This is a genomic window from Streptomyces sp. NPDC050263, from assembly GCF_040655955.1.
GTDB lineage: Bacteria > Actinomycetota > Actinomycetes > Streptomycetales > Streptomycetaceae > Streptomyces.
The window spans coordinates 1-19,794 of the sequence record NZ_JBFAKW010000161.1; the positions used below are offsets into that span (position 1 = coordinate 1).

Here is a 19,794-nt window from a genome sequence, read left to right on the forward strand (position 1 = left end):
ACGGGCCAGGTATTGCGTCACAACAACACCAACCCGTGCGGCTCACTCTGCGTTCCGGCTCAGACCGCGATCACTGTCGTACACCACGTCGTTACATCACCATGGGCTGGATGCCGCAGATCTTCCGGGACGCGGGCGTGCCCGCGAGCACGGCCGGACTGCTCCTCGCGGTCACGATGGCGATGGGCGTCCCCCTCGCCTTCGTCATACCGCGCGTCGCCACCCGGCTGCCGCAGCAGGGCCCGATCGTGCTCGCGCTCGGCGGCTGCGGCCTCGTCGGATACGCCGGCCTGTACCTCGCGCCCGCCGGCGGCGCCTGGGCCTGGGCCCTGCTGCTCGGCGTCGCCAACTGCGCTTTTCCGCTGGCCCTCACGATGGTCGGGATGCGCGCCAGGACCGGAGTGGGCGTGGCCCAGCTGTCGGCCTTCGCGCAGAGCGCCGGCTATCTGATCTCCATCCCCGGCCCGCTGCTGGTGGGGGTGCTCTACCAGCACAGCGGCGGCTGGGGCCTGCCCCTCGCGCTGATGGCGGCGCTCATGGTCCCGCAGACGGTCGTGGGCGTCCTGGCCGGCCGCGACCGCACGGTGGAGGAGGAGGCCGCGCGCTGACCCCGGGGGAACCGCTGTGGACGCGGGGTGCGAGACTTGCCGCATGCCAGTGCTCGACCCGAACCCGCAGAACGGCCAGAAGAAGATGCTGCTCGTCTTCGGCTCGTTCTTCGCCATCTTCGTGATCATCGCCATCATCGCGACCATCGCCTCCCCCTGACGGCCCGGCCCGTCTCCAGGGGCGGGGTGGGGTTAACCCCCCTGTCCCCTAGGGGGTCAGGGTCAGGGTCAAGTGGGTGGACCACCGGATGGGTTGAGGGCCGCCGATTCCGTAACTTCGAGATGTGACCGCGGGAAGCGGATCACGCACCACGGTCCACAGGACCACGGTCCACGGACCGGGGACCAGGGACCACTCGAAGACAGCGGAGGCACCATGTCGGCCCCTACGCACACCCGGCCCCGCCCGGCCGCCCCGGGCGGCGTCGGCACCAGGCTGCCCTGGTGGGCCCTCGCCCTGCCGACGCTCGGCTTCATCACCCTGCTCGTGCTGCTCCTGAACCCCGCCGACGCCCAGGCGGCCGCCGGTGACCCGGCGATCACCCACCTCGTCGAGCGCGTGCAGCAGCTGATAGCACGCTAGGACCGCTGGTGAAACCGCATGTCAACTCCCTGCGCCCCATGGCCTGTTTCATGCGAAGCTGGGACTCATGAGCGTCGCAGAACCCCGCAGGATCGTCCTCTTCCGCCATGCGAAAGCCGACTGGCCTCAGGTGACCGACCACGAGCGTCCGCTCGCTGAGCGGGGCCGTAAGGACGCCGCCGTCGCCGGACACAGGCTGACCGACACCGGCATCCCCATCGACCTGGCCCTGTGCTCCACCGCGGTCCGCACCCGGGAGACGTGGAAGCTCGCCGTCCAGGAGTTCCCGCAGCGGCCGAAAACCGTCTACGAGGAGCGGATCTACGAGGCCTCACCGGGCGAGCTGATCGCTTTGCTCAACGAGACGGCCGACGACGTGCACAACCTCGTCATGATCGGGCACAACCCGGGCATCCAGGGTCTCGCCGACATCGTCTCCGGCCAGGCCGAGGGCGACGCGAGGGAGCGGATGCACGCCCGAGGCTTCCCGGCCGCCGCCTTCGTCGTCGTCTCCTTCGACGGCTCCTGGAAATCCCTGGAACCCGGCGCGGCCACCCTGCTCGACTACTGGGCCCCCTCCGAGTAACCCACCCGGCACGCGCAAGGGCCCGGCGCCGCGGTGGCGCCGGGCCGTCACCGTCCGTCCGCGCGGAGGCTACCGCTCGTCGTGCGTCTCCGCCGCCTCGACCTCTTCGCGGGTGATGCCCAGCAGGTACAGGACGGTGTCCAGGAACGGCACGTTCACCGCCGTGTGCGCCGCCTCCCGCACCACCGGCTTCGCGTTGAAGGCGACCCCGAGACCCGCGGCGTTGAGCATGTCCAGGTCGTTGGCGCCGTCACCGATCGCCACGGTCTGAGAGAGCGGTACGCCCGCCTCGGCGGCGAACCGACGCAGCAGCCGCGCCTTGCCCGCACGGTCCACGATCTCGCCGGTGACCCGGCCGGTCAGCCTGCCGTCGACGATCTCCAGCGTGTTGGCCTGGGCGAAGTCCAGCCCGAGCCGCTCCTGCAGATCATCGGTGACCTGCGTGAAGCCGCCGGAGACGACACCCACCTGGTACCCGAGCCGCTTCAGCGTCCGGATCAGGGTGCGCGCACCCGGAGTCAGCCGCACCTCGGTGCGCACCTTGTCGACGACCGAGGCGTCCAGCCCCTCCAGCAGCGCCACGCGCGCGTGCAGCGACTGTTCGAAGTCCAGCTCGCCGCGCATCGCGGCCGCCGTCACCTCGGCGACCTTGTCCTCGCAGCCCGCGTGCGCGGCGAAGAGCTCGATCACCTCGTCCTGGATGAGGGTGGAGTCGACGTCCATGACGACGAGCCGCTGGGCCCGTCGGTAGAGGCCCGCGTCCACCACGGCGATGTCCACGCCGAGCGCCGTCGCGGCCGTCACCAGGGCGGTGCGCAGGGGTGCGGCCTCCACACCGGAGACGGCGAACTCGACGGCGGTGACGGGGTACTTGGCGAGCCGGAAGATACGGTCGATGTTGCCGCCGGCCTTCGTGATCTTCGCGGCGATCGCTGCGGTGGCCTCCGCGGTGAGCGGATGTCCGAGCACGGTGACGAGTGACCGGCCGAGGCCGCGCGGCCGGTTGTCACCGATGCCGGAGATGATCTCCGCCTCCATCTTCATCGACTCGGCCCAGTTGTGGACCGTCGACCGCAGTTCCCCCTCGAGGCCGGCCGGCGGCTCGGTCACGAGCGCGCACAGCACCATCCGGCCTCGGGTGACGACCTGCTCGATGTCGACCACGTCGACGGAGTAGGCGGCGAGGGTGTCGAAGAGGCCGGCCGTGATACCCGGCCTGTCCTTGCCGAAAATCTTGACTAGGAGAGTAGGGACGTCGGAGGACGAAGTCTGCAAAGCGCTCATGGTGTACCCACCGTATCCGGCACCCAGTGCCGATCGCCGCTCGGGGCCGCCTGACGGACAGGGAACAATCGATGTCGAAGAGATGACGCCAACCTCAACGAACGGCCACGGGCCCCACGACCCCGTCCCTGCCTGCGTGGGCCCGGCCCTCGGAGGCGATCCGGCCGTCCCCATCGGCGGGGGAGAGGGCGGAGAGGGTGGCGGCGCCGGCAGGCCCTCCCCGGCCGCTCTCCCGCCGAGCCCCGGCACGCTGACCCCGTCCCTCCCCCAGTGTCCCCTTCGGCCGCCCGGTGTGCTCGGTGGCCGCCACGTGCTCGCCGCCTCTGCCCGATCGAGCAGGTCCGGGCAGACGGAATGAGGCCGAGCGGGCGGCGGTGGCCGCGGCCCCTCCGGCCGGGTCCGGACCCGCCGGGTCCGGCCGTCTCACCGTGTTCCCCCTCGCCGGCCTCGGCCCGTGGGGAGAGAGGCGGTGCGGGCGGCGGGGCCGCGGCCTCTCGGCTGGGCCCGGGCCCGCTTGGCCCGGCCCTTTCCGTGAGGGGGCGGAGCCGGTGGCGATGGCCATGTGCCTTCCCCCCGGCCGTGCCTCGGTCCCCCCGGTCCCGTCCTCACCGTGATCCTTTCGGTCCCCTCGGGGCCCTCGGCGGGGGCGGGGCAGCCGGTGGTGGAGGCGGCGGACCCTCCTCCGGTCCGGACGGCGGCCGCCGCTCACCGGGACGCGGGTCCGCGGGCCGTCGTGGCGAGCGGGGAGGCGGTCCGATCGGCCGGACCACGGTCGGGGCGCCGTAGACGTCGTCCGGCCCCGGCGGCACGCGGGGCGGCCGCCCGCCCGGCGCCGGGGACTCGTCCCGCCGGGAGCTCTCGTACGACCTCGACTGCCCGGCCCGGCTGCTCTGAGAGGGCCCCGGCCGCGCGTCCTCCGCGTCCAGCAGCTCTTCAGGGAGGCGCAGGTAGGGATTGGTCGCCGGATTCGGCGGCCGGTACGAGGCACTCGGCGCATACGGCCCGCTCTGCTCGCCCGAGTCTCCGAAAGACAGACGGCCTTCGCCGGAGTCATCCACCGCCGTGCCTCCCGCGTCACCCCGTGCCGACGACGCCGCCCGCTGTCCCGCGGCCCCCGTGGCACAGGCCAGCAGCGCACCGGCGGCCCCGGCCCCCGCACCCCACAGGGCACCCAGCAGCAACGCCATGCCGAGCTGCCCTCGCAGCTCGATCCCGGCCCCGAACGCATCGAAGCCCAGCACGGACAGCGAGGCGTCCACGGACACCTCGGTGAGCCAGGCGATCAACGGCAACGCCAAGGCGGTCGCGATCCCCAGCCGCACGGCACACCGCCCGGCGAACCCGGCAACCGAGGCCCCCCGCCCACCGGCGCCCTCTGCCCCAGAAGCTCCCTCGCCAGGCCGATGCCGATACCCCTCGCCGGTCCCCTGCACGTATGCCTCGTCCGACCGTCGCCCGTACGCCTCGCCGGTCCCCCGCGCATGCTCCTCGCCGGGACCCTGCCCATACCTGTCGCCAGGCCCTCGCCCGTGCCTCTCGCCCGGCTGCTGCCCGTGCCCCTGGCCGGGTGCCTGCCCGTGTGCCGCGCCGGTTCCCCGAGCTTGTCCCTGACCGGGTCCCCGTCCGTACTCGTCGCCAGGCCCTCGCCCGTGCCTCTCGCCCGGCCGTTGCCCGTGCCCCTGCCCGTACGCGTCGCCGGGATCCTGCGCTTGTCCCTCGCCGGTTCCCCGCCCGTACCCTCCGCCCGGCCCCCGCCCGGTCCGCACGTCCGCCCTGCCCGGGTCCCGCCCAGGCCACGCACTCCCCTCCGCCTCATCCACCCCGGAGGGGCCCGCAGCCCCCGCCGAGCCCGTCGCCCCCGCCGGTGCCCCCACCGGCGTCCGCACCGCAGTCAGCACCCCCGCCAGCAGCATCATCAGTGCCGCCGCCACTCCCAGCAGCCACACCCGTTCGTCCAACTCGGCCAGGCGGCTCAGCGTGACCGGCTGTTCGGTGCCGGCGCCGAGCAGGTCGTCCAGGGGATCCGGGAGGAGGTTCTTCAGCGCGCCCGTAGCCTGGCCGTCCCACGGGACGAACAGGCCGATCGGGATGCCCAGCCAGACCCCGTTCGGCGCGCCCAGCAGCGCCGCGCCCGCGATCCGCTTGGGATGGTCGTCGCCGATCGCCGCGTACGCCGCCGCCGCGAACCCGGCCGCCACGGCCACCAGCAGCACCGTGACGACGGCGGACACCGCCGGCCCCACCACACGATGCACCGCCTCCCACCCCCGCGGCAGCGGCGTGCGGCGCGAGGCCAGCAGGGCGATCAGCAGGATGCCGAGCGACCAGCCGATGCCGCCGAGCAGCGTGGGCACCGTGTCGACGGTGAAACCGACCGCCGCCTTCGCGTCGACCAGGTCCCCGAGCCGGTCCGGCAGCAGCCCCCCGATGTCACCGACGTCCCCCAGTCCGGGAATCTCCAGGCCACCACCCCCGCCGCTCCCCCCGCCGGGCAGGTCGTCCAGTCCCAGTGAGCCCCCGTCGAGCGTGATGACGTCGTGCCCCGCCCAGGCCAGTCCGCCGAGCATCGCCACGAACAGGGCTACCACCGCGCCGACGCGCGCGACGAGTTCGGCCGGGGCGATCACAACTCCGGCCCCGCGCAGAGACCGTAGGAAGAGCCACGACAGCAGCAGCGCACCCACCAGGCTCACCCCCAATGGCGTGATCTCGATGGCCGTGTTCGCCTCCGCGCCCGTCAGCCCGAACGCGGACACGTCGCCGGACGGAGTCACCGAGCCGCCGGCCCCCAGTGCCACCGCCGCCGCCGTCATCGGGCCCAACGAGCCCACCGAGTCCGCCCCCAGCAGATGCAGCCCGAGCGCGGCGGTCCCCGCCATCCCGATCAACGCCCAGCTCACCGCGGCGACAGCGGCCAGAGTCACGTCCGTCCACGGCACGCCCCTACCGCGCGCCACGCTTCCACTGCCTTCGACACCCGTGCCGGCACTCATGCAGACCCCCCGATCCGCGGCGCGCAGCGGCGAAGATCGCCGCTTCCGTCCCCCTCGCGTGCGTTTACCACTCTCCGGCCGGGTTTCAACCCCGTCAACGGGAACGGCCGATACGCTCGCGCAGGCTCTTCACAAGGCCCGACTTTCGGTCAGGGGGCCGCTACTGAAATAGTTCCCCCCGATGTTCGACATCCCTAGACTCCCCGTTGATGGGGCTAACTCGGGGGACAACTCAGTGGGGCTGGAGTGCCGGAACTCGTACTGGAATTGAACGGACGCACCTGGACGCTCGATCCGTCCAGGCCATACACCCTCGGACGTGATCCGCAGGGCGACATCGTCCTCGAAGACGCCAGGGTCTCCTGGCGTCATGCCACGGTCAGCTACAACGGCCGCAGTTGGGTCATCGAGGACCACGGCAGCACCAACGGCACGTTCGCGCAGGGGCAGCGGATCCATCAACTGGAGATCGGTCCCGGCGCGGCGCTGCACCTGGGCAACGCGACCGACGGACCGCGCCTGAACCTGTCGGGAGCGCAGGCGCCCGCCGCGCAACCCCAGCAGCAGCCGTACGCGGCGCAGGCGGCGAACCCGGGCTGGGCCCAACAGGCCCCGTCGGCGCAACAGGCCGACCCGCAGGCCGGCTGGCAGCCGCCGCAGCAGGGGCAGCAGCCGCCGTCGATCCCGCAACAGCAGGGCCCCGGCGTCGGCGCGGGGGCGCCGCCGGTCTACGGCGACCGCAGCCCCACCACGTTCCACCAGTTCTCCCTCGGCCGTGTGATGCGCATCGGCCGTGCCCTGGAGAACGAGCTGGTCGTCTCCGACCTGCAGGTCTCGCGCCACCACGCCGAGTTCCACTCGACGCCCGACGGCCGTATGGAGATCCGCGACCTCGGCTCGCACAACGGCACCTACGTCAACGGCCAGCCGATCGCCAAAAGCGGCTCGGTCCAGCTGGGCCCGACCGACATCGTCGGCGTCGGCCACTCGACGTTCCGGATCGTCGCCGACCGGCTCGAGGAGTTCGTCGACACCGGTGAGGTCTCCTTCTCGGCCCGTCATCTGACCGTCACGGTCGACGGCGGCAAGCAGATCCTCAAGGACGTCTCGTTCGGCGTCCCGGAGAAGTCGCTGATCGCGGTCATCGGACCGTCGGGTTCCGGCAAGTCGACCCTGCTCAAGGCGCTGACGGGGTACCGGCCCGCCAACCAGGGCGACGTCCTCTACGACAACCGGAACCTCTACAAGCAGTTCGCCGAACTGCGCCAGCGCATCGGTCTGGTCCCGCAGGACGACATCCTGCACAAGGAACTGACCGTCAAGAGGGCCCTCAAGTACGCGGCCAAGCTCCGCTTCCCCGCCGACACCACGGGCGCCGAGCGCGACGCCCGCATCGACGAGGTGCTGCGCGAGCTGAAGCTGGACATCCACAAAGAGAAGAAGATCACCTCCCTCTCCGGCGGCCAGCGCAAGCGCGTCTCGGTGGCCCTGGAGCTGCTCACCAAGCCGTCGCTGATCTTCCTGGACGAGCCGACCTCCGGCCTCGACCCGGGCATGGACCGCGACGTCATGCAGCTGCTGCGGGGCCTCGCCGACGACGGCCGTACGGTCCTGGTCGTCACCCACTCCGTGGCCGAGCTCGCGATCTGCGACAAGCTGCTCGTGATGGCGCCCGGCGGCAGCGTCGCCTACTTCGGCCCGCCCGAGGAGGCGCTGAACTTCTTCGGCTACGACACCTGGGCCGATGTCTTCTCCGCCTTCGAGAACTACCGCGACTACGACTGGGCGGGCCGCTGGAAGGGCTCGCAGCACTACCAGATGTACGCCGCGGACATCGACGCCATCGCGCCGCAGTCCGTACAGATGCCGCCGATGCAGGCCATGAAGCCGCCGAAGCCGCAGGGCTGGATGTCCCAGTTCGTCACGCTGGTGCGTCGCTATGTGTCGGTGATCGCGTCCGACAAGGGCTTCCTCGCCCTCACGGTGATCCTGCCGGTCGTCCTCGGCGCGGTCAGCCTGCTGATCGACTCCGGGAACAGTCTGCTGCCCAACCCGGTCAACCCGAAGACCGGCCGGATCATCCCCAACGGCACGGCCACCACCGTTCTGCTGATCCTCGCGGTCGGCGCCTGCTTCGCGGGCGCGGCGAACTCCGTCCGTGAGCTGATCAAGGAACGGGTCATCTACGAGCGGGAGCGCGCCACCGGTCTGTCGCGCTCGGCGTATCTGATGTCCAAGGTGTTCGTGCTCGGTCTGGTCACGGTGTTCCAGGGGCTGCTGGTCGGCGTCATCGGCTTCTCCAGCCGGGAGATCCCGACCGAGGGCCTGGTCCTCGGCAACGCCACGCTGGTGGAACTGTGCCTGCCGGTCATGGCGCTCGGCTTCACCTCGATGATGTTCGGCCTGGTCATCTCCTCACTGGTGAAGACGGCCGAGAAGACCATGCCGCTGCTGGTCATGTTCGCGATCATCCAGGTCGTCTTCACCGGCTGCCTGTTCGCCCTGAACGGCGCGGTCGGCGTCAACGAGTTCTCGTACCTGATGCCCTCGCGCTGGGCGGTCGCGGCGGCCGGCGCCACGCTGGACTTCAACAAGATCAGCCCGCCCAAGGACGGCGGCGACACGGACCCGCTGTGGGAGCACACCCTCGGCGCGTGGAGCCTGGACATGATCGCCCTGATCGCGATCGGCGTGATCTGCGGCTTCTTCGTGGCGCGCTTCCTGCGCCGCCACGAGCCCGAGGTCATGCGCAAGTAGTCACGCGGACCGAGCGGGACGGCGACGGCCGTACGACGCCGGAGGGCGGCACCCCTGACGCGGGGTGCCGCCCTCCGGCATGTGCGAGCGGTTGCTCAGTACGCGCTGTTGACGTTGTCGATCGAGCCGTACTTGTCGGCCGCGTAGTTCGCGGCGGCCGTGATGTTGGCGATCGGGTCGTAGATGTTCCAGGACGTGCCGGAGACGTGGTACGCCGCGAACGTCGGCGGGATCACCTGGAGCAGGCCCTTGGACGGGACGCCGTTGATGGCGTTGATGTCCCAGTCGTTGATCGCGTTCGGGTTGCCCGAGGACTCCCGCATGATGTTCTTGTGCAGGCCGTGGTAGCTGCCCGGGATGCCCTTGGACTTCATGATGTCCAGGGACTCCTTGATCCAGCCGTCGAGGTTGTTGGCGTAGCTCTTGGTGGCGGCCTTCTTGACCGCGGCGCGCTTGGCGGACCGGCTCGCGGCCTCCTTCGCCTCGCGCGCGGCCGCGGCCTTCTTCTTGGCGGCGGCCGCGGCGGCCGCCTTCTTCTTCGCGGCGGCCTTCGCGGCGGCGGTCTTGGCCGCGGCGGCCTTCTTCTTCGCGGCGGCGTCCGCCGCGGCCTTCTTCTTGGCCTCGATGGCGTCGACCTTCACGCTCGCCCCGGCCAGCTGGTCGGTGACGCCGGCCTTGACGTCCTGCACCGGCTCGGAGCTGTAGGCGACCCGGGCCGAGGAGACGGCGTCCGTAGTGGTCGTCTGCGCGTCGGCCGGCACCACGGAGAAGGCGAGGGCTGCGGTACCGAGCGTGGCGGCAGCGGCGATCGCGATCTTGTGAGTGTTCTTGGGCATGGCGGAAGGACCTCTTCGAATAGCGCGGAGGTCGCTCACTTCGTCCGACGGCGGACAGCGGATGCTTTCGGCAGGAACGCCGCGGGGAGAACCCACGGCGCTGAGCGACGAGAGCAATTCTTAGCGGCCGCAAAATGCCCAGGCAAAGGTGTGACGTACGATCCTCGGTAGTGGATCAGGGAAGGGCAAAACGGGACAGATAGAACCATCTGTCCCGTTCATGTGGGCCCCCTTTATCTCCTAATGGCCCTAGTACGTGATGTGCGCCCTATGTGCGGGCTCACATGGGACCCCGCCCGTTCTCACCGCCAGTTGCCAAAGCAATGCTCTGCGTCAGTGCCCGTCAGTGCCCGTCGGTGCCCGTCGGTGCCCGTCGGTGCCCGTCGGTGCCCGCAGGTGTCTGTGTCAGTGCCGGTCGGCGCCCTCCGCCGGGAGGATGAGGTGCACATCGCCGAACTCGTGCCACAGATAGCGCCCGCGCACCGCCTCGTCGTAGCCACGGTCGATCGCCGCCCGCCCCGCCACCGCCTCCAGCATCAGCAGATGCGAGGCCTCCGGCTCGTGCAGCCCGGTCAGCAGCCCGTCCACTGCCCGCACCCCGCGCGCGGGAGTGACGACCAGATCCGTCCACCCCGCACGCGCGCGTACGACCCCGTCCGCCCCGGCCGCCGACTCCACCGCCCGCACGGCCGTGGTCCCGACCGCCACCACCCGCCCGTCCCCGGCCCTCACCGCGTTGATCAGCCGGGCCGACGCCTCCGGCACCGCGAACCGCTCCGGATACGGCGGCTCGTGCGCCTCCGCCGAGGCGACCCCGGTGTGCAGCGTGATCGGCGCGAACTGCACCCCCCGGCTCACCAGCTCCGCCACCAGCCCCGCGGTGAAGGGCCGCGCCGCACTCGGCATCTCGGCGCTGCCCGCCCCGTCGGCCGACGGCAGCGCGAACACCGTCTGGTACACGGAGAGCGGCTGATCCCGCTCCGTATAGGAGTAGCGGATGGGCCGCCCGTGCTCCCGCAGCAGCCCCGGCACCGCCCCTCCGTCGCCGTCGCCGTCGTCCTCTCCGCCGGGAGACACCCGCGCCCACCACAGCCGCCCGCTCCCCGGGCTCAGCGGCTCCTCCAGGACCAGCCGCACCCCGCCGGGCAGCCGCACCCGCGCCCCCGCCGGTCCGCCCGCACGCGCGCGGGTGGTGCCCTTCCCGTCCGGCTCCCGCAGCTCGACGGCCCACCGCCCGTCGTCCCCGCGCGTGGAGAAGTGCACCACCACGCGCGCGTGCCCGATCCGCCCGTCCACGGCCGCCGCCAGCGTCGCCGAGGTGTTCACCACGAGCAGGTCCCCGGCCCGCAACAGACACGGCAGCTCCCGGAAGGCGTGATGCGCCGCCTCCGTCCCCCGCGACACCAGCAGCCGCACATCGCCGCGGTCCCGCCCCGGCCCGCGCTGCTCGGCCGGCACCCGCGCCGACAGCTCCTGAGGCACCCTCCCCGACTCTCGACCCGGCTCGAGCGGGGGGACCCCCGTGGCCAGCGTCATCGCCGTCCCTCCAGCAGGGCGGGCGCCCCGTACCGCCCGCTCGCCGGGCGCTCGTCCAGCAGTCGCAGGAAGGCCGGCGCCACCCCGGCCGGATCCGGCCGGGCATCGTCGTCGTCCGGCACCGCCGCCGCGTACAGGTCGGTGGCCATGTCCCCGGGGTCCACCGCCCAGATCCGCAGCGTCGGCTCCTCCTCGCCGAGCACCGCCGCGAGATGGTCCAGGGCCGCCTTGGACGCCCCGTAGCCGCCCCACGTCTCGTACGCCTCGGCGGCCGCGTCCGAGCTGACGGTGATCACCGTGCCCGCCGGCGCCGTGCGCAGCAGCGGCAGCGCCTCCTGGACCAGCCCCAGCGCCGCCACGACGTTCACCTCCAGCGCCCGCCGCAGCCCGTCCAGGGGCAGCTCCGCCAGCCGCACCAGCGGCTCGGCGCCCAGCGCGCTCGCGTTGTTCACCACCAGGTCGCAGCCGCCGAGCTGCCAGGCGGCCGCCACCAGCTCGACCCGGTGCGCGGGATCGGTGACGTCTCCCGCGCAGGCCTCGACCCGGGTCCCGTGCGCCGCCACGGCCGCCGCCGTCTCCTTCAGCACCGCCGCCGTTCTGGCGTCCAGCACCAGATCCCATCCCCGCGCGGCCAGCGCCTCGGCCAGCGCCCGCCCCAGCCCTTTCGAGGCCCCCGTGATGATCGCTACCGGCATGACAACCGTCCCCTCGTCCGACCGCCCCACTCGGCGGTGCCCCCAACGTAGGAACCGGCCGCCCGCCCCCGCCTCGGACGCGGGACCGGGACCGGAGGGGCCCTTCGTCGTACACCCGCGCACCGGTCCCTTCGCCCTAGACCGCCGTACCCGGGACCTCAGGCCTAGGTCTGCGGCCCCGCCCGCGGCCGTCACAGGACCGATCCGCGCTGTCACACCCCGCCGGTACCGTGAGGACATGAGTCAAGGCCCCCGGTCCGGCCTCGCCGCGGTGAGCTCCGCGCTGCTGGCCATGAGCAGGCACCTGGAGGTGCGTGACGTCCTCAAGACGATCGTCGCCTCCGCCCGCGAACTGCTGAACGCGCAGTACGCCGCCCTCGGCGTGCCCGACGACCACGGAGGCTTCGCACAGTTCGTCGTCGACGGCGTCAGCGACAAGCAGTGGAAGGCCATCGGCCCGCTGCCCCGCCAGCACGGCATCCTCGCGGCGATGCTGCGCGAGGCCAGGCCCGAGCGCCTCGCCGACGTCCGCAAGGACCCCCGCTTCGAGGGCTGGCCGTCCGCCCACCCGGAGATGTCCGACTTCCTGGGCCTGCCCATCAGGGACGGCGACGAAGTGATCGGCGCCCTGTTCCTCGCCAACAAGAACTGCCCCAAACCCGACGGAGCCTGCGGCTTCACGGAGGGGGACGAGGAACTGCTCTCGATCCTCGCCCAGCACGCCGCGATAGCCCTCACCAACGCCCGCCTGTACGAGCGCAGCCGCGAACTGACGATCGCCGAGGAACGCTCCAGGCTGGCCCACGAGCTGCACGACGCGGTCAGCCAGAAGCTGTTCTCCCTGCGCCTGACGGCCCAGGCCGCCGCCGCCCTCGTCGACCGCGATCCCTCGCGCGCCAAGGGCGAGCTGCAACAGGTCGCGGCGCTCGCCGCGGAGGCCGCCGACGAGCTGCGCGCCGCGGTCGTGGAGCTGCGACCGGCCGGGCTCGACGAGGACGGCCTGGTCGCCACCCTCCGCACCCAGATCCAGGTCCTCGACCGCGCCCACACAGCGCGCGTGACCTTCACCAGCCACGGCGTCCGCGCCCTGCCCGCCACCCAGGAGGAGGCCCTGCTGCGGGTCGCCCAGGAGGCCCTGCACAACGCCCTGCGCCACTCCGGCGCGGAGCACGTGGAGGTCACCCTCCGCAAACGCGGCCAGGACACGGTCCTGCGCGTCACGGACGACGGCGGCGGCTTCGACCCGACGACGGTCCGCCGGGCCGGCCGTCACCTGGGCCTGGTGTCGATGCGGGACCGGGCGAGCGGCGTCGGCGGCACGCTCATGGTGGAATCGGCGCCCGGCAAGGGCACCACGATCGAGATGGAGGCTCCCGGTGGCTGACGCAATCAAGGTGTTGCTCGTCGACGACCATCAGGTCGTCCGCCGGGGCCTGCGCACCTTCCTGGAGGTGCAGGACGACATCGAGGTCGTCGGCGAGGCCGCCGACGGCGCCGAAGGAGTCGCCCTCGCCGAGGAGCTGAAACCCGACATCGTCCTGATGGACGTCAAGATGCCGGGCATGGACGGCGTCGAGGCCCTCCGCAAGCTCCGCGAAGCGGCCAACCCCGCGCGCGTGCTGATCGTCACCAGCTTCACCGAACAGCGCACGGTGGTCCCCGCCCTGCGCGCGGGCGCCGCCGGATACGTCTACAAGGACGTCGACCCCGACGCCCTGGCCGGCGCCATCCGCTCGGTGCACGCCGGCCACATCCTGCTCCAGCCGGAGGTCGCCGACGCCCTGCTGTCCCAGGACGAAGCCAACTCGGGCCAGGGGAGAGGCGGTTCGCTCACCGAGCGGGAGCGCGAGGTGCTCGGCCTGATAGCGGACGGCCGCTCCAACCGCGAGATCGCCCGCGCCCTGGTCCTCTCCGAGAAGACCGTCAAGACGCACGTCTCCAACATCCTGATGAAGCTCGACCTCGCGGACCGCACCCAGGCGGCACTGTGGGCGGTACGCCACGGCGTCGCCGACTGACGACAGGCGGAGGCAATGCGGAGGGTTAACTTCCGATCCGAGATTCATACTGTCGTGGGAATGCCCCCCGGACGGCGCATCCTTCTTGGATCCCGACCGTTCTCCAGTGCGTGCCGCGGCGACTGCCGCGGCAATCGCGAGGAGGGCTCAGAAGTGAAGAACCTGAAGAAGGCAGCGGCTGTGACGATGGTGGCCGGCGGCCTGATGGCCGCGGGGGCCGGCATGGCCTCCGCCACCGACGGCGCCACCGCCCTCGGCGAGGCCAAGGGCTCGCCGGGCGTCGTCTCGGGCAACCTCGTCCAGGCCCCGGTGCACGTCCCGGTCAACGTGGTCGGCAACAGCGTGAACGTCATCGGTGTGCTGAACCCCGCCTTCGGCAACCTGGGCCTCAACCACTGAGGTCCCACCCGCACCCGCAGTGACCTCCGGCCTCCCCGGCCCCCACCGGGGAGGCCGGTCGGCTTGTCGCTTGGTCGCTCCAATGATCCGAACGAGCAGGCTTCCGTTCACCTCCCGCATCGTCCCCGATCACCCCGCGTTGGTCAGCGCACGGCCCGCGGCCGGGTCGGACACGCGAACGCAGGAGGAGCGCAACCCATGAACATCGCCAAGAAGGCTGCCGTGGCCCTCACCGTCGCCGGTATCGCCGCGGGCGCCTCGGCCGGTGCCGCCGTCGCCGACGCGGGCGCCGAGGGCGCGGCCGTGAAGTCGCCGGGCGTCGGCTCCGGCAACGCCGTCCAGGTCCCGGTCAACGTCCCGGTCAACGTGGTCGGCAACACCGCCAACCTGATCGCCCTCCTGAACCCGGCCTTCGGCAACACGGGCGTCAACCGGTGAAGTAGCCGCCGCAGCGCGAAAGGGGCCCCGCGTCGAGGACGACACGGGGCCCCTTTCGCACGCCGGCGCCGGCGCCCACGAGGCCCGTTCAGGGCCGAAACGGGGGCCTGGGGGCAGAGTCCCCGGCACCGCTCACCGCACCCCCCGCTCCCGCTCCTCCACAACGGAGTTGTACGCCGCGACCAGCGCCCGCCGAGCCGTGCGCTCAACAGGCCGCAACGCCTCCGCCCGCGCCGCCATCTCCGCGGAGCTCACCGCCCCGCCGTGCCCGTGCTCCGAGGCCAGCGCCACCAGCAGCCCCACCCGCTGCGCCAGCTCCAGCACCCGCACCGCCCGAGGCGGATACCCCGGAGCCAGCGCCTCCCGCCCGCGCTCGGCCCGAGCCCGGTACGCGTCGATCGCCGCCTCCGCCACCGGCCCCGACCCCGCCACGTCCAGCCGCGTCAGCATCGCCGTGGCGTCCCGCAACGCCTCCGCCAGCTCCCGCTCCGCCTCGCCCAGCGACGGCACATCGGCCGGCGGAGCCTCCCGCACCGGCAGACAGTGCCAGACGACCTCGACATGCACATCACCGTCGGGCCCGGCCTCGTACACCTCCGGCACCAGCCCGTACCCGGCGCCGTGGCAGACCACCGCCTCCTCCGCCTCCAGCGCCCGCGCGTTGAACTCCGGCGGACCGCTCAACCCCAGCGGATGACCCGGCACGGGCAGCGCCACCCGCAGCCCGCTCACCCCGAGCGCCCGCAGCCGCCCCAGCGCCAGCGTCAGCCCGACGGGCGCCGATTCCCCGGGCAGCCCCGCAACCCGGTGGACGGCGTCCTCCCCGACGATCGCGAGTACGGCGTCGTCCGGCGAGACAAATCCGGCCAACAGGGCATTTCCCCAAGCGGCGAGGCGGCCAGAGCGCGGTTCCGAAAGCATCCCCCCACCCTAAGGACCGGACCGATGGAACGGGTCGCCCGACCGGTGGCGTAGATTTTCCCGAGGGGGCCGTGCCCACCCACGCGCGGCGGTCCGACCCACAGACGTCCGCGACAAACCGACCGGCCACACTGCAAGGGGAGACAACGCGCTCATGAGCGATGTTCTGGAGCTTCAGGACGTATCCGTGGTCCGCGAGGGCCGGGCTCTCGTGGACCAGGTCTCCTGGTCGGTCAAGGAAGGCGAGCGCTGGGTCATCCTCGGTCCCAACGGGGCCGGCAAGACGACCCTCCTGAACATCGCCTCCACCTACCTCTTCCCGAGCTCCGGCGACGTCTCCGTCCTCGGCGAGCCCCTCGGCAAGCCCGGCACCGACGTCTTCGAGCTGCGCCCGCGCGTCGGCATGGCCGGCATCGCCCTCGCCGACAAGCTCCCCAAGCGCCAGACCGTCCTGCAGACCGTGCTCACCGCCGCCTACGGCATGACGGCCGGCTGGCAGGAGGAGTACGAGGACGTCGACGAGCAGCGCGCCCGCGCCTTCCTCGACCGCCTCGGCATGAGCGACTACCTCGACCGGAAGTTCGGCACCCTCTCCGAGGGCGAGCGCAAGCGCACCCTGATCGCCCGCGCCCTGATGACCGACCCCGAGCTGCTCCTCCTCGACGAGCCCGCCGCCGGCCTCGACCTCGGCGGCCGCGAGGACCTCGTACGCCGTCTCGGCCGACTGGCCCGCGACCCCATCGCCCCCTCGATGATCATGGTCACGCACCACGTCGAGGAGATCGCCCCCGGCTTCACCCACGTCCTCATGATCCGCCAGGGCAAGGTCCTCGCCGCAGGACCCGTCGAGCTCGAGCTCACCTCCCGCAACCTCTCCCTCTGCTTCGGCCTCCCGCTCGTCGTGGAACAGGTCGGCGACCGCTGGACGGCGCAGGGCCTGCCGCTCTCCTGACCGCTCCTTCTGCGCCCTGTCGGAGGCGGGACCCCCGGCCCTACCATGACGGTGTGAACGACATCGACGCATGGGTGTGGTGGCTCGTCGGCGCGGCAGCGCTCGGTATCCCGCTCGTGGTGACCGCGATGCCCGAGTTCGGCATGTTCGCGGTCGGCGCGGTGGCCGCGGCGATCGTGGCAGGCCTCGGGTTCGGAGCCGTCGCCCAGGTGCTCGTCTTCGTCGTCGTCTCCGTCGCCCTCATCGCCGTCGTGCGTCCCATCGCGACCCGGCACAGCAAGCAGCGACCCCAACTCGCCACCGGCATCGACGCGTTGAAGGGCAAACAGGCCGTCGTACTGGAGCGGGTCGACGGCTCCGGCGGCCGGATCAAACTCGCCGGCGAAGTCTGGTCGGCACGCGCACTCGACACCGACCGCGCCTATGACGTGGGGCAGGAGGTCGACGTCGTGGAGATCGAGGGCGCCACGGCGATCGTCATCTGACCTTGTACAACTCCCGCACTACGTAAGTGAACCGAACACCTCGCGAGCCGCACGACGGTCTGACAGACTCGACCAGCAAGATCTTCAACAGACATAAGATCTTCCGAAAGCGCTGAGGCGGAGAAGGGTACGGGGAGCCGACGATGGAACCGGTCATCATCGTCCTGGTCATTCTGGTGGTGTTGGTCTTCATCGCCCTGATCAAGACGATCCAAGTCATCCCGCAGGCCAGCGCCGCCATCGTGGAGCGCTTCGGCCGTTACACGCGGACGCTGAACGCGGGACTCAACATCGTCGTTCCGTTCATAGACACCATCCGCAACCGCATCGACCTGCGCGAACAGGTCGTGCCGTTCCCGCCGCAGCCGGTGATCACCCAGGACAACCTGGTCGTGAACATCGACACGGTCATCTACTACCAGGTGACCGACGCCCGGGCCGCCACCTACGAGGTCGCCAGCTACATCCAGGCGATCGAGCAGCTCACCGTCACCACGCTCCGCAACATCATCGGCGGCATGGACCTCGAGCGGACCCTGACCTCCCGCGAGGAGATCAACGCGGCCCTGCGCGGCGTCCTCGACGAAGCCACCGGCAAGTGGGGCATCCGCGTCAACCGCGTGGAACTGAAGGCGATCGAGCCCCCGACCTCCATCCAGGACTCGATGGAGAAGCAGATGCGCGCCGACCGTGACAAGCGCGCCGCGATCCTCACCGCGGAAGGCGTCCGCCAGGCCGCGATCCTCACCGCCGAGGGCGAGAAGCAGTCCCAGATCCTGCTCGCCGAGGGCGAGGCCAAGGCCGCCGCCCTGCGCGCCGAGGGCGAGGCCCAGGCCGTCCGCACGGTCTTCGAGGCGATCCACGCCGGCGACCCGGACCAGAAGCTGCTCTCCTACCAGTACCTCCAGATGCTCCCGAAGATCGCCGAGGGCGACGCCAACAAGCTCTGGATCGTCCCCAGCGAAATCGGCGACGCGCTCAAGGGGTTGTCCGGCGCCATGGGCAACTTCGGCCCCTTCGGCGGCAATTCCGGCGGCAACAGCGGCAACAGCGGCAACCGTGGCAACGGAGACGGCGGCGGCGAACGCCGGGAGAAGCCGTCGATCGACTGACCCGCACCACAAGACCGGGGCCCACCTCCGCTCGGGAGGTGGGCCCCGGTCACGCGCGGGCCCGGCCGGCCTACGCGGCGTCCAGCGTCAGCCACTCCGGCAGCGCGGCCAGGTCGTCCTGCCCCAGCGACAGCAGCATCGCGTCCGCCGGCGTCGGCTCGAACGGCTGCCGCAGCAACGGCATCTCCGCCTGCTCCGGAGTCCGGTCCGCCTTACGGTGGTTGTCCTCCGCGCACGAGGCGACCGTGTTCAGCCACGAGTCCTGACCACCCTGCGCCCGCGGCACCACGTGGTCCACGGTCGTCGCCCGACGACCGCAGTACGCGCACCGGTGCCGGTCCCTCACCAGCACACCCCGCCTCGACCACGGTGCTTGTCTTCGGAAGGGCACCCGTACGTACCTGCACAGCCTGATCACCCGGGGCGCCGGAATGTCCACCTCCGCGCCACGCATCCGCAGTTCGGGGTGGGCCTGCTCGACGACGGCCTTGTCCTGGAGCACCAGAACGACGGCACGGTTCAACGTCACCGTCGACAGCGGCTCGAAGCTCGCGTTCAGTACCAGCGTGTCCCGCATACCAGCCCACCTCCTGTGTGCACCGGCCCACCCCCTGGCGGGCTGGGATCAACTCTGGCCGGGCACGCCGAGATGGACAACGCAATATCTGCTGCTCCACGAGGGGTGACCCCCGCGACCCCCGGCAACAAAATGCCCGCCCCTGATCACTTCCAAGACCAGGGGCGGGCAAACGTTCAATGAACGATGAGCTGACTCATCCCTCCTTGGGATGTTCGTACTCGCCGATCAGCTGCGCGCGGCCGATCGCGTGGAAGCGCAGGTTGAAGCCCACGACGGCGGGCGAGGCGTCCGAGTCCGGACCGAGCTTCTCCTGATCCACCGCGTACACCGTGAAGACGTACCGGTGCGGCCCGTCCCCGGGCGGCGGCGCGGCCCCGCCGAAGTCCTTGCCGCCGTAGTCGTTGCGCGCCTGGACGGCGCCCTCCGGCAGCCCGTCGAACGCCCCGCTGCCCGCACCGGCCGGCAGCTCGGTCACCGAGGCCGGGATGTCGAACAGCACCCAGTGCCAGAACCCGCTGCCCGTCGGAGCGTCGGGGTCGTAGCAGGTCACGGCGAAGCTCTTGGTCCCGGCCGGGAAACCCTCCCACCGCAGCTGCGGCGAGACGTTCCCCGCCGCGTGGACCTGCGCGTCCTTGAGCGTCGTCCCCTCCTGCACATCCTCGCTCGTGACCGTGAACGACGGCACCGGCGGATGGAAATCGTGGGGCAGCGGCCGCCTCTTCAGCTCGGTCACCTCGACACCTCCTGATAGATCGGAAAGGCACTCCATGCCTGCCTTCGGAGCCTACGACCTTCCGAGAGCCCACGACTCCCACGACCTTCACACCGTCACATACCGTTGCCCGATGCCCTATCGGAGATCGCTCACCCGCCGGGGACGCCGAAGAACCCTGGGCGTCCGACTGACCCTCTCCTTCTGACCCTCTCCTTCGAGAAGATCACCACGCAGGGCTACGCCCGCATGCAGCGCAGAGGGGCCCGGGGGGGCGGGAGGGGGCCCCCGCCCCCCGC

At 71.6% G+C, this 19,794-nt stretch carries 19 protein-coding genes and 1 pseudogene; 12 read left to right on the plus strand and 8 right to left on the minus strand.

Going from position 1 to position 19,794, the window contains the following annotated elements:
* From AB0J04_RS40830 to AB0J04_RS40845, 4 genes and pseudogenes are all read left to right on the plus strand, one after another.
* Positions 1-608, plus strand: a pseudogene (locus AB0J04_RS40830) (hypothetical protein); the annotation flags it as partial.
* A gap of 43 nt (positions 609-651) precedes the next feature.
* Positions 652-768 (plus strand): SGM_5486 family transporter-associated protein, encoded by a 117-nt coding sequence (locus AB0J04_RS40835; RefSeq protein ID WP_086023195.1) that lies wholly within the window; start codon positions 652-654, stop codon positions 766-768.
* A 216-nt stretch (positions 769-984) separates the two neighbouring features.
* Positions 985-1,191 (plus strand): hypothetical protein, encoded by a 207-nt coding sequence (locus tag AB0J04_RS40840; protein ID WP_363173755.1) that lies wholly within the window; start codon positions 985-987, stop codon positions 1,189-1,191.
* A gap of 67 nt (positions 1,192-1,258) precedes the next feature.
* A complete protein-coding gene (locus AB0J04_RS40845; protein WP_363173756.1) occupies positions 1,259-1,777 on the plus strand; it encodes a histidine phosphatase family protein in 519 nt (172 codons plus the stop codon).
* Between the two features lie 69 nt (positions 1,778-1,846).
* On the opposite strand, the gene serB is transcribed toward AB0J04_RS40845, so the two are convergent.
* Both serB and AB0J04_RS40855 read right to left on the minus strand, forming a co-directional pair.
* Positions 1,847-3,061, minus strand: a complete 1,215-nt coding sequence (gene serB, locus AB0J04_RS40850; RefSeq protein ID WP_363173757.1) for a phosphoserine phosphatase SerB — start codon at positions 3,059-3,061, stop codon at positions 1,847-1,849.
* Positions 3,062-3,666: 605 nt separating this feature from the next.
* A complete protein-coding gene (locus AB0J04_RS40855) occupies positions 3,667-5,940 on the minus strand; it encodes a streptophobe family protein (RefSeq protein ID WP_363173771.1) in 2,274 nt (757 codons plus the stop codon).
* A 360-nt stretch (positions 5,941-6,300) separates the two neighbouring features.
* Between AB0J04_RS40855 and AB0J04_RS40860 the strand changes: the two genes are divergently transcribed.
* The gene (locus tag AB0J04_RS40860; RefSeq protein ID WP_363173758.1) at positions 6,301-8,811 is read left to right on the plus strand and encodes an FHA domain-containing protein; all 2,511 of its coding nucleotides are present in this window, start codon (positions 6,301-6,303) and stop codon (positions 8,809-8,811) included.
* A 95-nt stretch (positions 8,812-8,906) separates the two neighbouring features.
* On the opposite strand, the gene AB0J04_RS40865 is transcribed toward AB0J04_RS40860, so the two are convergent.
* From AB0J04_RS40865 to AB0J04_RS40875, 3 genes are all read right to left on the minus strand, one after another.
* Positions 8,907-9,647, minus strand: a complete 741-nt coding sequence (locus AB0J04_RS40865; protein ID WP_363173759.1) for a transglycosylase SLT domain-containing protein — start codon at positions 9,645-9,647, stop codon at positions 8,907-8,909.
* 405 nt (positions 9,648-10,052) lie between these two features.
* The gene (locus tag AB0J04_RS40870) at positions 10,053-11,183 is read right to left on the minus strand and encodes an S-adenosylmethionine:tRNA ribosyltransferase-isomerase (RefSeq protein ID WP_363173760.1); all 1,131 of its coding nucleotides are present in this window, start codon (positions 11,181-11,183) and stop codon (positions 10,053-10,055) included.
* The gene (locus AB0J04_RS40875) at positions 11,180-11,878 is read right to left on the minus strand and encodes an SDR family NAD(P)-dependent oxidoreductase (protein WP_363173761.1); all 699 of its coding nucleotides are present in this window, start codon (positions 11,876-11,878) and stop codon (positions 11,180-11,182) included. The genes AB0J04_RS40870 and AB0J04_RS40875 overlap by 4 nt, the downstream gene beginning before the upstream one ends.
* 238 nt (positions 11,879-12,116) lie before the next feature.
* Here AB0J04_RS40875 and AB0J04_RS40880 point away from each other — a divergent pair, with 238 nt between their 5' ends.
* The 4 genes from AB0J04_RS40880 (at position 12,117) to AB0J04_RS40895 (ending at position 14,733) form a co-directional block, all read left to right on the plus strand.
* Positions 12,117-13,262 carry a GAF domain-containing sensor histidine kinase gene (locus AB0J04_RS40880; protein WP_363173763.1) on the plus strand — a complete coding sequence of 382 codons (1,146 nt, stop codon included), beginning with the start codon at positions 12,117-12,119 and terminating at the stop codon, positions 13,260-13,262.
* Positions 13,255-13,896 carry a response regulator transcription factor gene (locus AB0J04_RS40885; RefSeq protein ID WP_363173764.1) on the plus strand — a complete coding sequence of 214 codons (642 nt, stop codon included), beginning with the start codon at positions 13,255-13,257 and terminating at the stop codon, positions 13,894-13,896. The genes AB0J04_RS40880 and AB0J04_RS40885 overlap by 8 nt, the downstream gene beginning before the upstream one ends.
* Before the next feature lie 153 nt (positions 13,897-14,049).
* Complete coding sequence (gene chpE, locus AB0J04_RS40890) at positions 14,050-14,295, plus strand: chaplin ChpE (RefSeq protein WP_057599241.1); 246 nt, start codon at positions 14,050-14,052, stop codon at positions 14,293-14,295.
* Positions 14,296-14,493: 198 nt separating this feature from the next.
* Positions 14,494-14,733 carry a chaplin family protein gene (locus AB0J04_RS40895; protein WP_363173766.1) on the plus strand — a complete coding sequence of 80 codons (240 nt, stop codon included), beginning with the start codon at positions 14,494-14,496 and terminating at the stop codon, positions 14,731-14,733.
* A gap of 132 nt (positions 14,734-14,865) precedes the next feature.
* On the opposite strand, the gene AB0J04_RS40900 is transcribed toward AB0J04_RS40895, so the two are convergent.
* The gene (locus AB0J04_RS40900; RefSeq protein WP_363173767.1) at positions 14,866-15,654 is read right to left on the minus strand and encodes a hypothetical protein; all 789 of its coding nucleotides are present in this window, start codon (positions 15,652-15,654) and stop codon (positions 14,866-14,868) included.
* Between the two features lie 154 nt (positions 15,655-15,808).
* On the opposite strand from AB0J04_RS40900, the gene AB0J04_RS40905 reads away from it, so the two are divergent.
* From AB0J04_RS40905 to AB0J04_RS40915, 3 genes are all read left to right on the plus strand, one after another.
* Complete coding sequence (locus AB0J04_RS40905) at positions 15,809-16,606, plus strand: ABC transporter ATP-binding protein (RefSeq protein ID WP_319194639.1); 798 nt, start codon at positions 15,809-15,811, stop codon at positions 16,604-16,606.
* A gap of 53 nt (positions 16,607-16,659) precedes the next feature.
* On the plus strand, positions 16,660-17,091 hold the full coding sequence (locus AB0J04_RS40910; RefSeq protein WP_358806608.1) for an NfeD family protein: 432 nt from the start codon (positions 16,660-16,662) through the stop codon (positions 17,089-17,091).
* A 143-nt stretch (positions 17,092-17,234) separates the two neighbouring features.
* A complete protein-coding gene (locus AB0J04_RS40915; protein ID WP_363173768.1) occupies positions 17,235-18,203 on the plus strand; it encodes an SPFH domain-containing protein in 969 nt (322 codons plus the stop codon).
* 70 nt (positions 18,204-18,273) lie between these two features.
* Here AB0J04_RS40915 and AB0J04_RS40920 read toward each other — a convergent pair whose 3' ends face one another.
* Both AB0J04_RS40920 and AB0J04_RS40925 read right to left on the minus strand, forming a co-directional pair.
* Complete coding sequence (locus AB0J04_RS40920; RefSeq protein WP_363173769.1) at positions 18,274-18,780, minus strand: HNH endonuclease; 507 nt, start codon at positions 18,778-18,780, stop codon at positions 18,274-18,276.
* A gap of 196 nt (positions 18,781-18,976) precedes the next feature.
* Positions 18,977-19,516, minus strand: coding sequence for a YbhB/YbcL family Raf kinase inhibitor-like protein (locus AB0J04_RS40925; protein ID WP_363173770.1), 540 nt, complete (start codon positions 19,514-19,516; stop codon positions 18,977-18,979).
* Between the last annotated feature and the right edge of the window lie 278 nt (positions 19,517-19,794).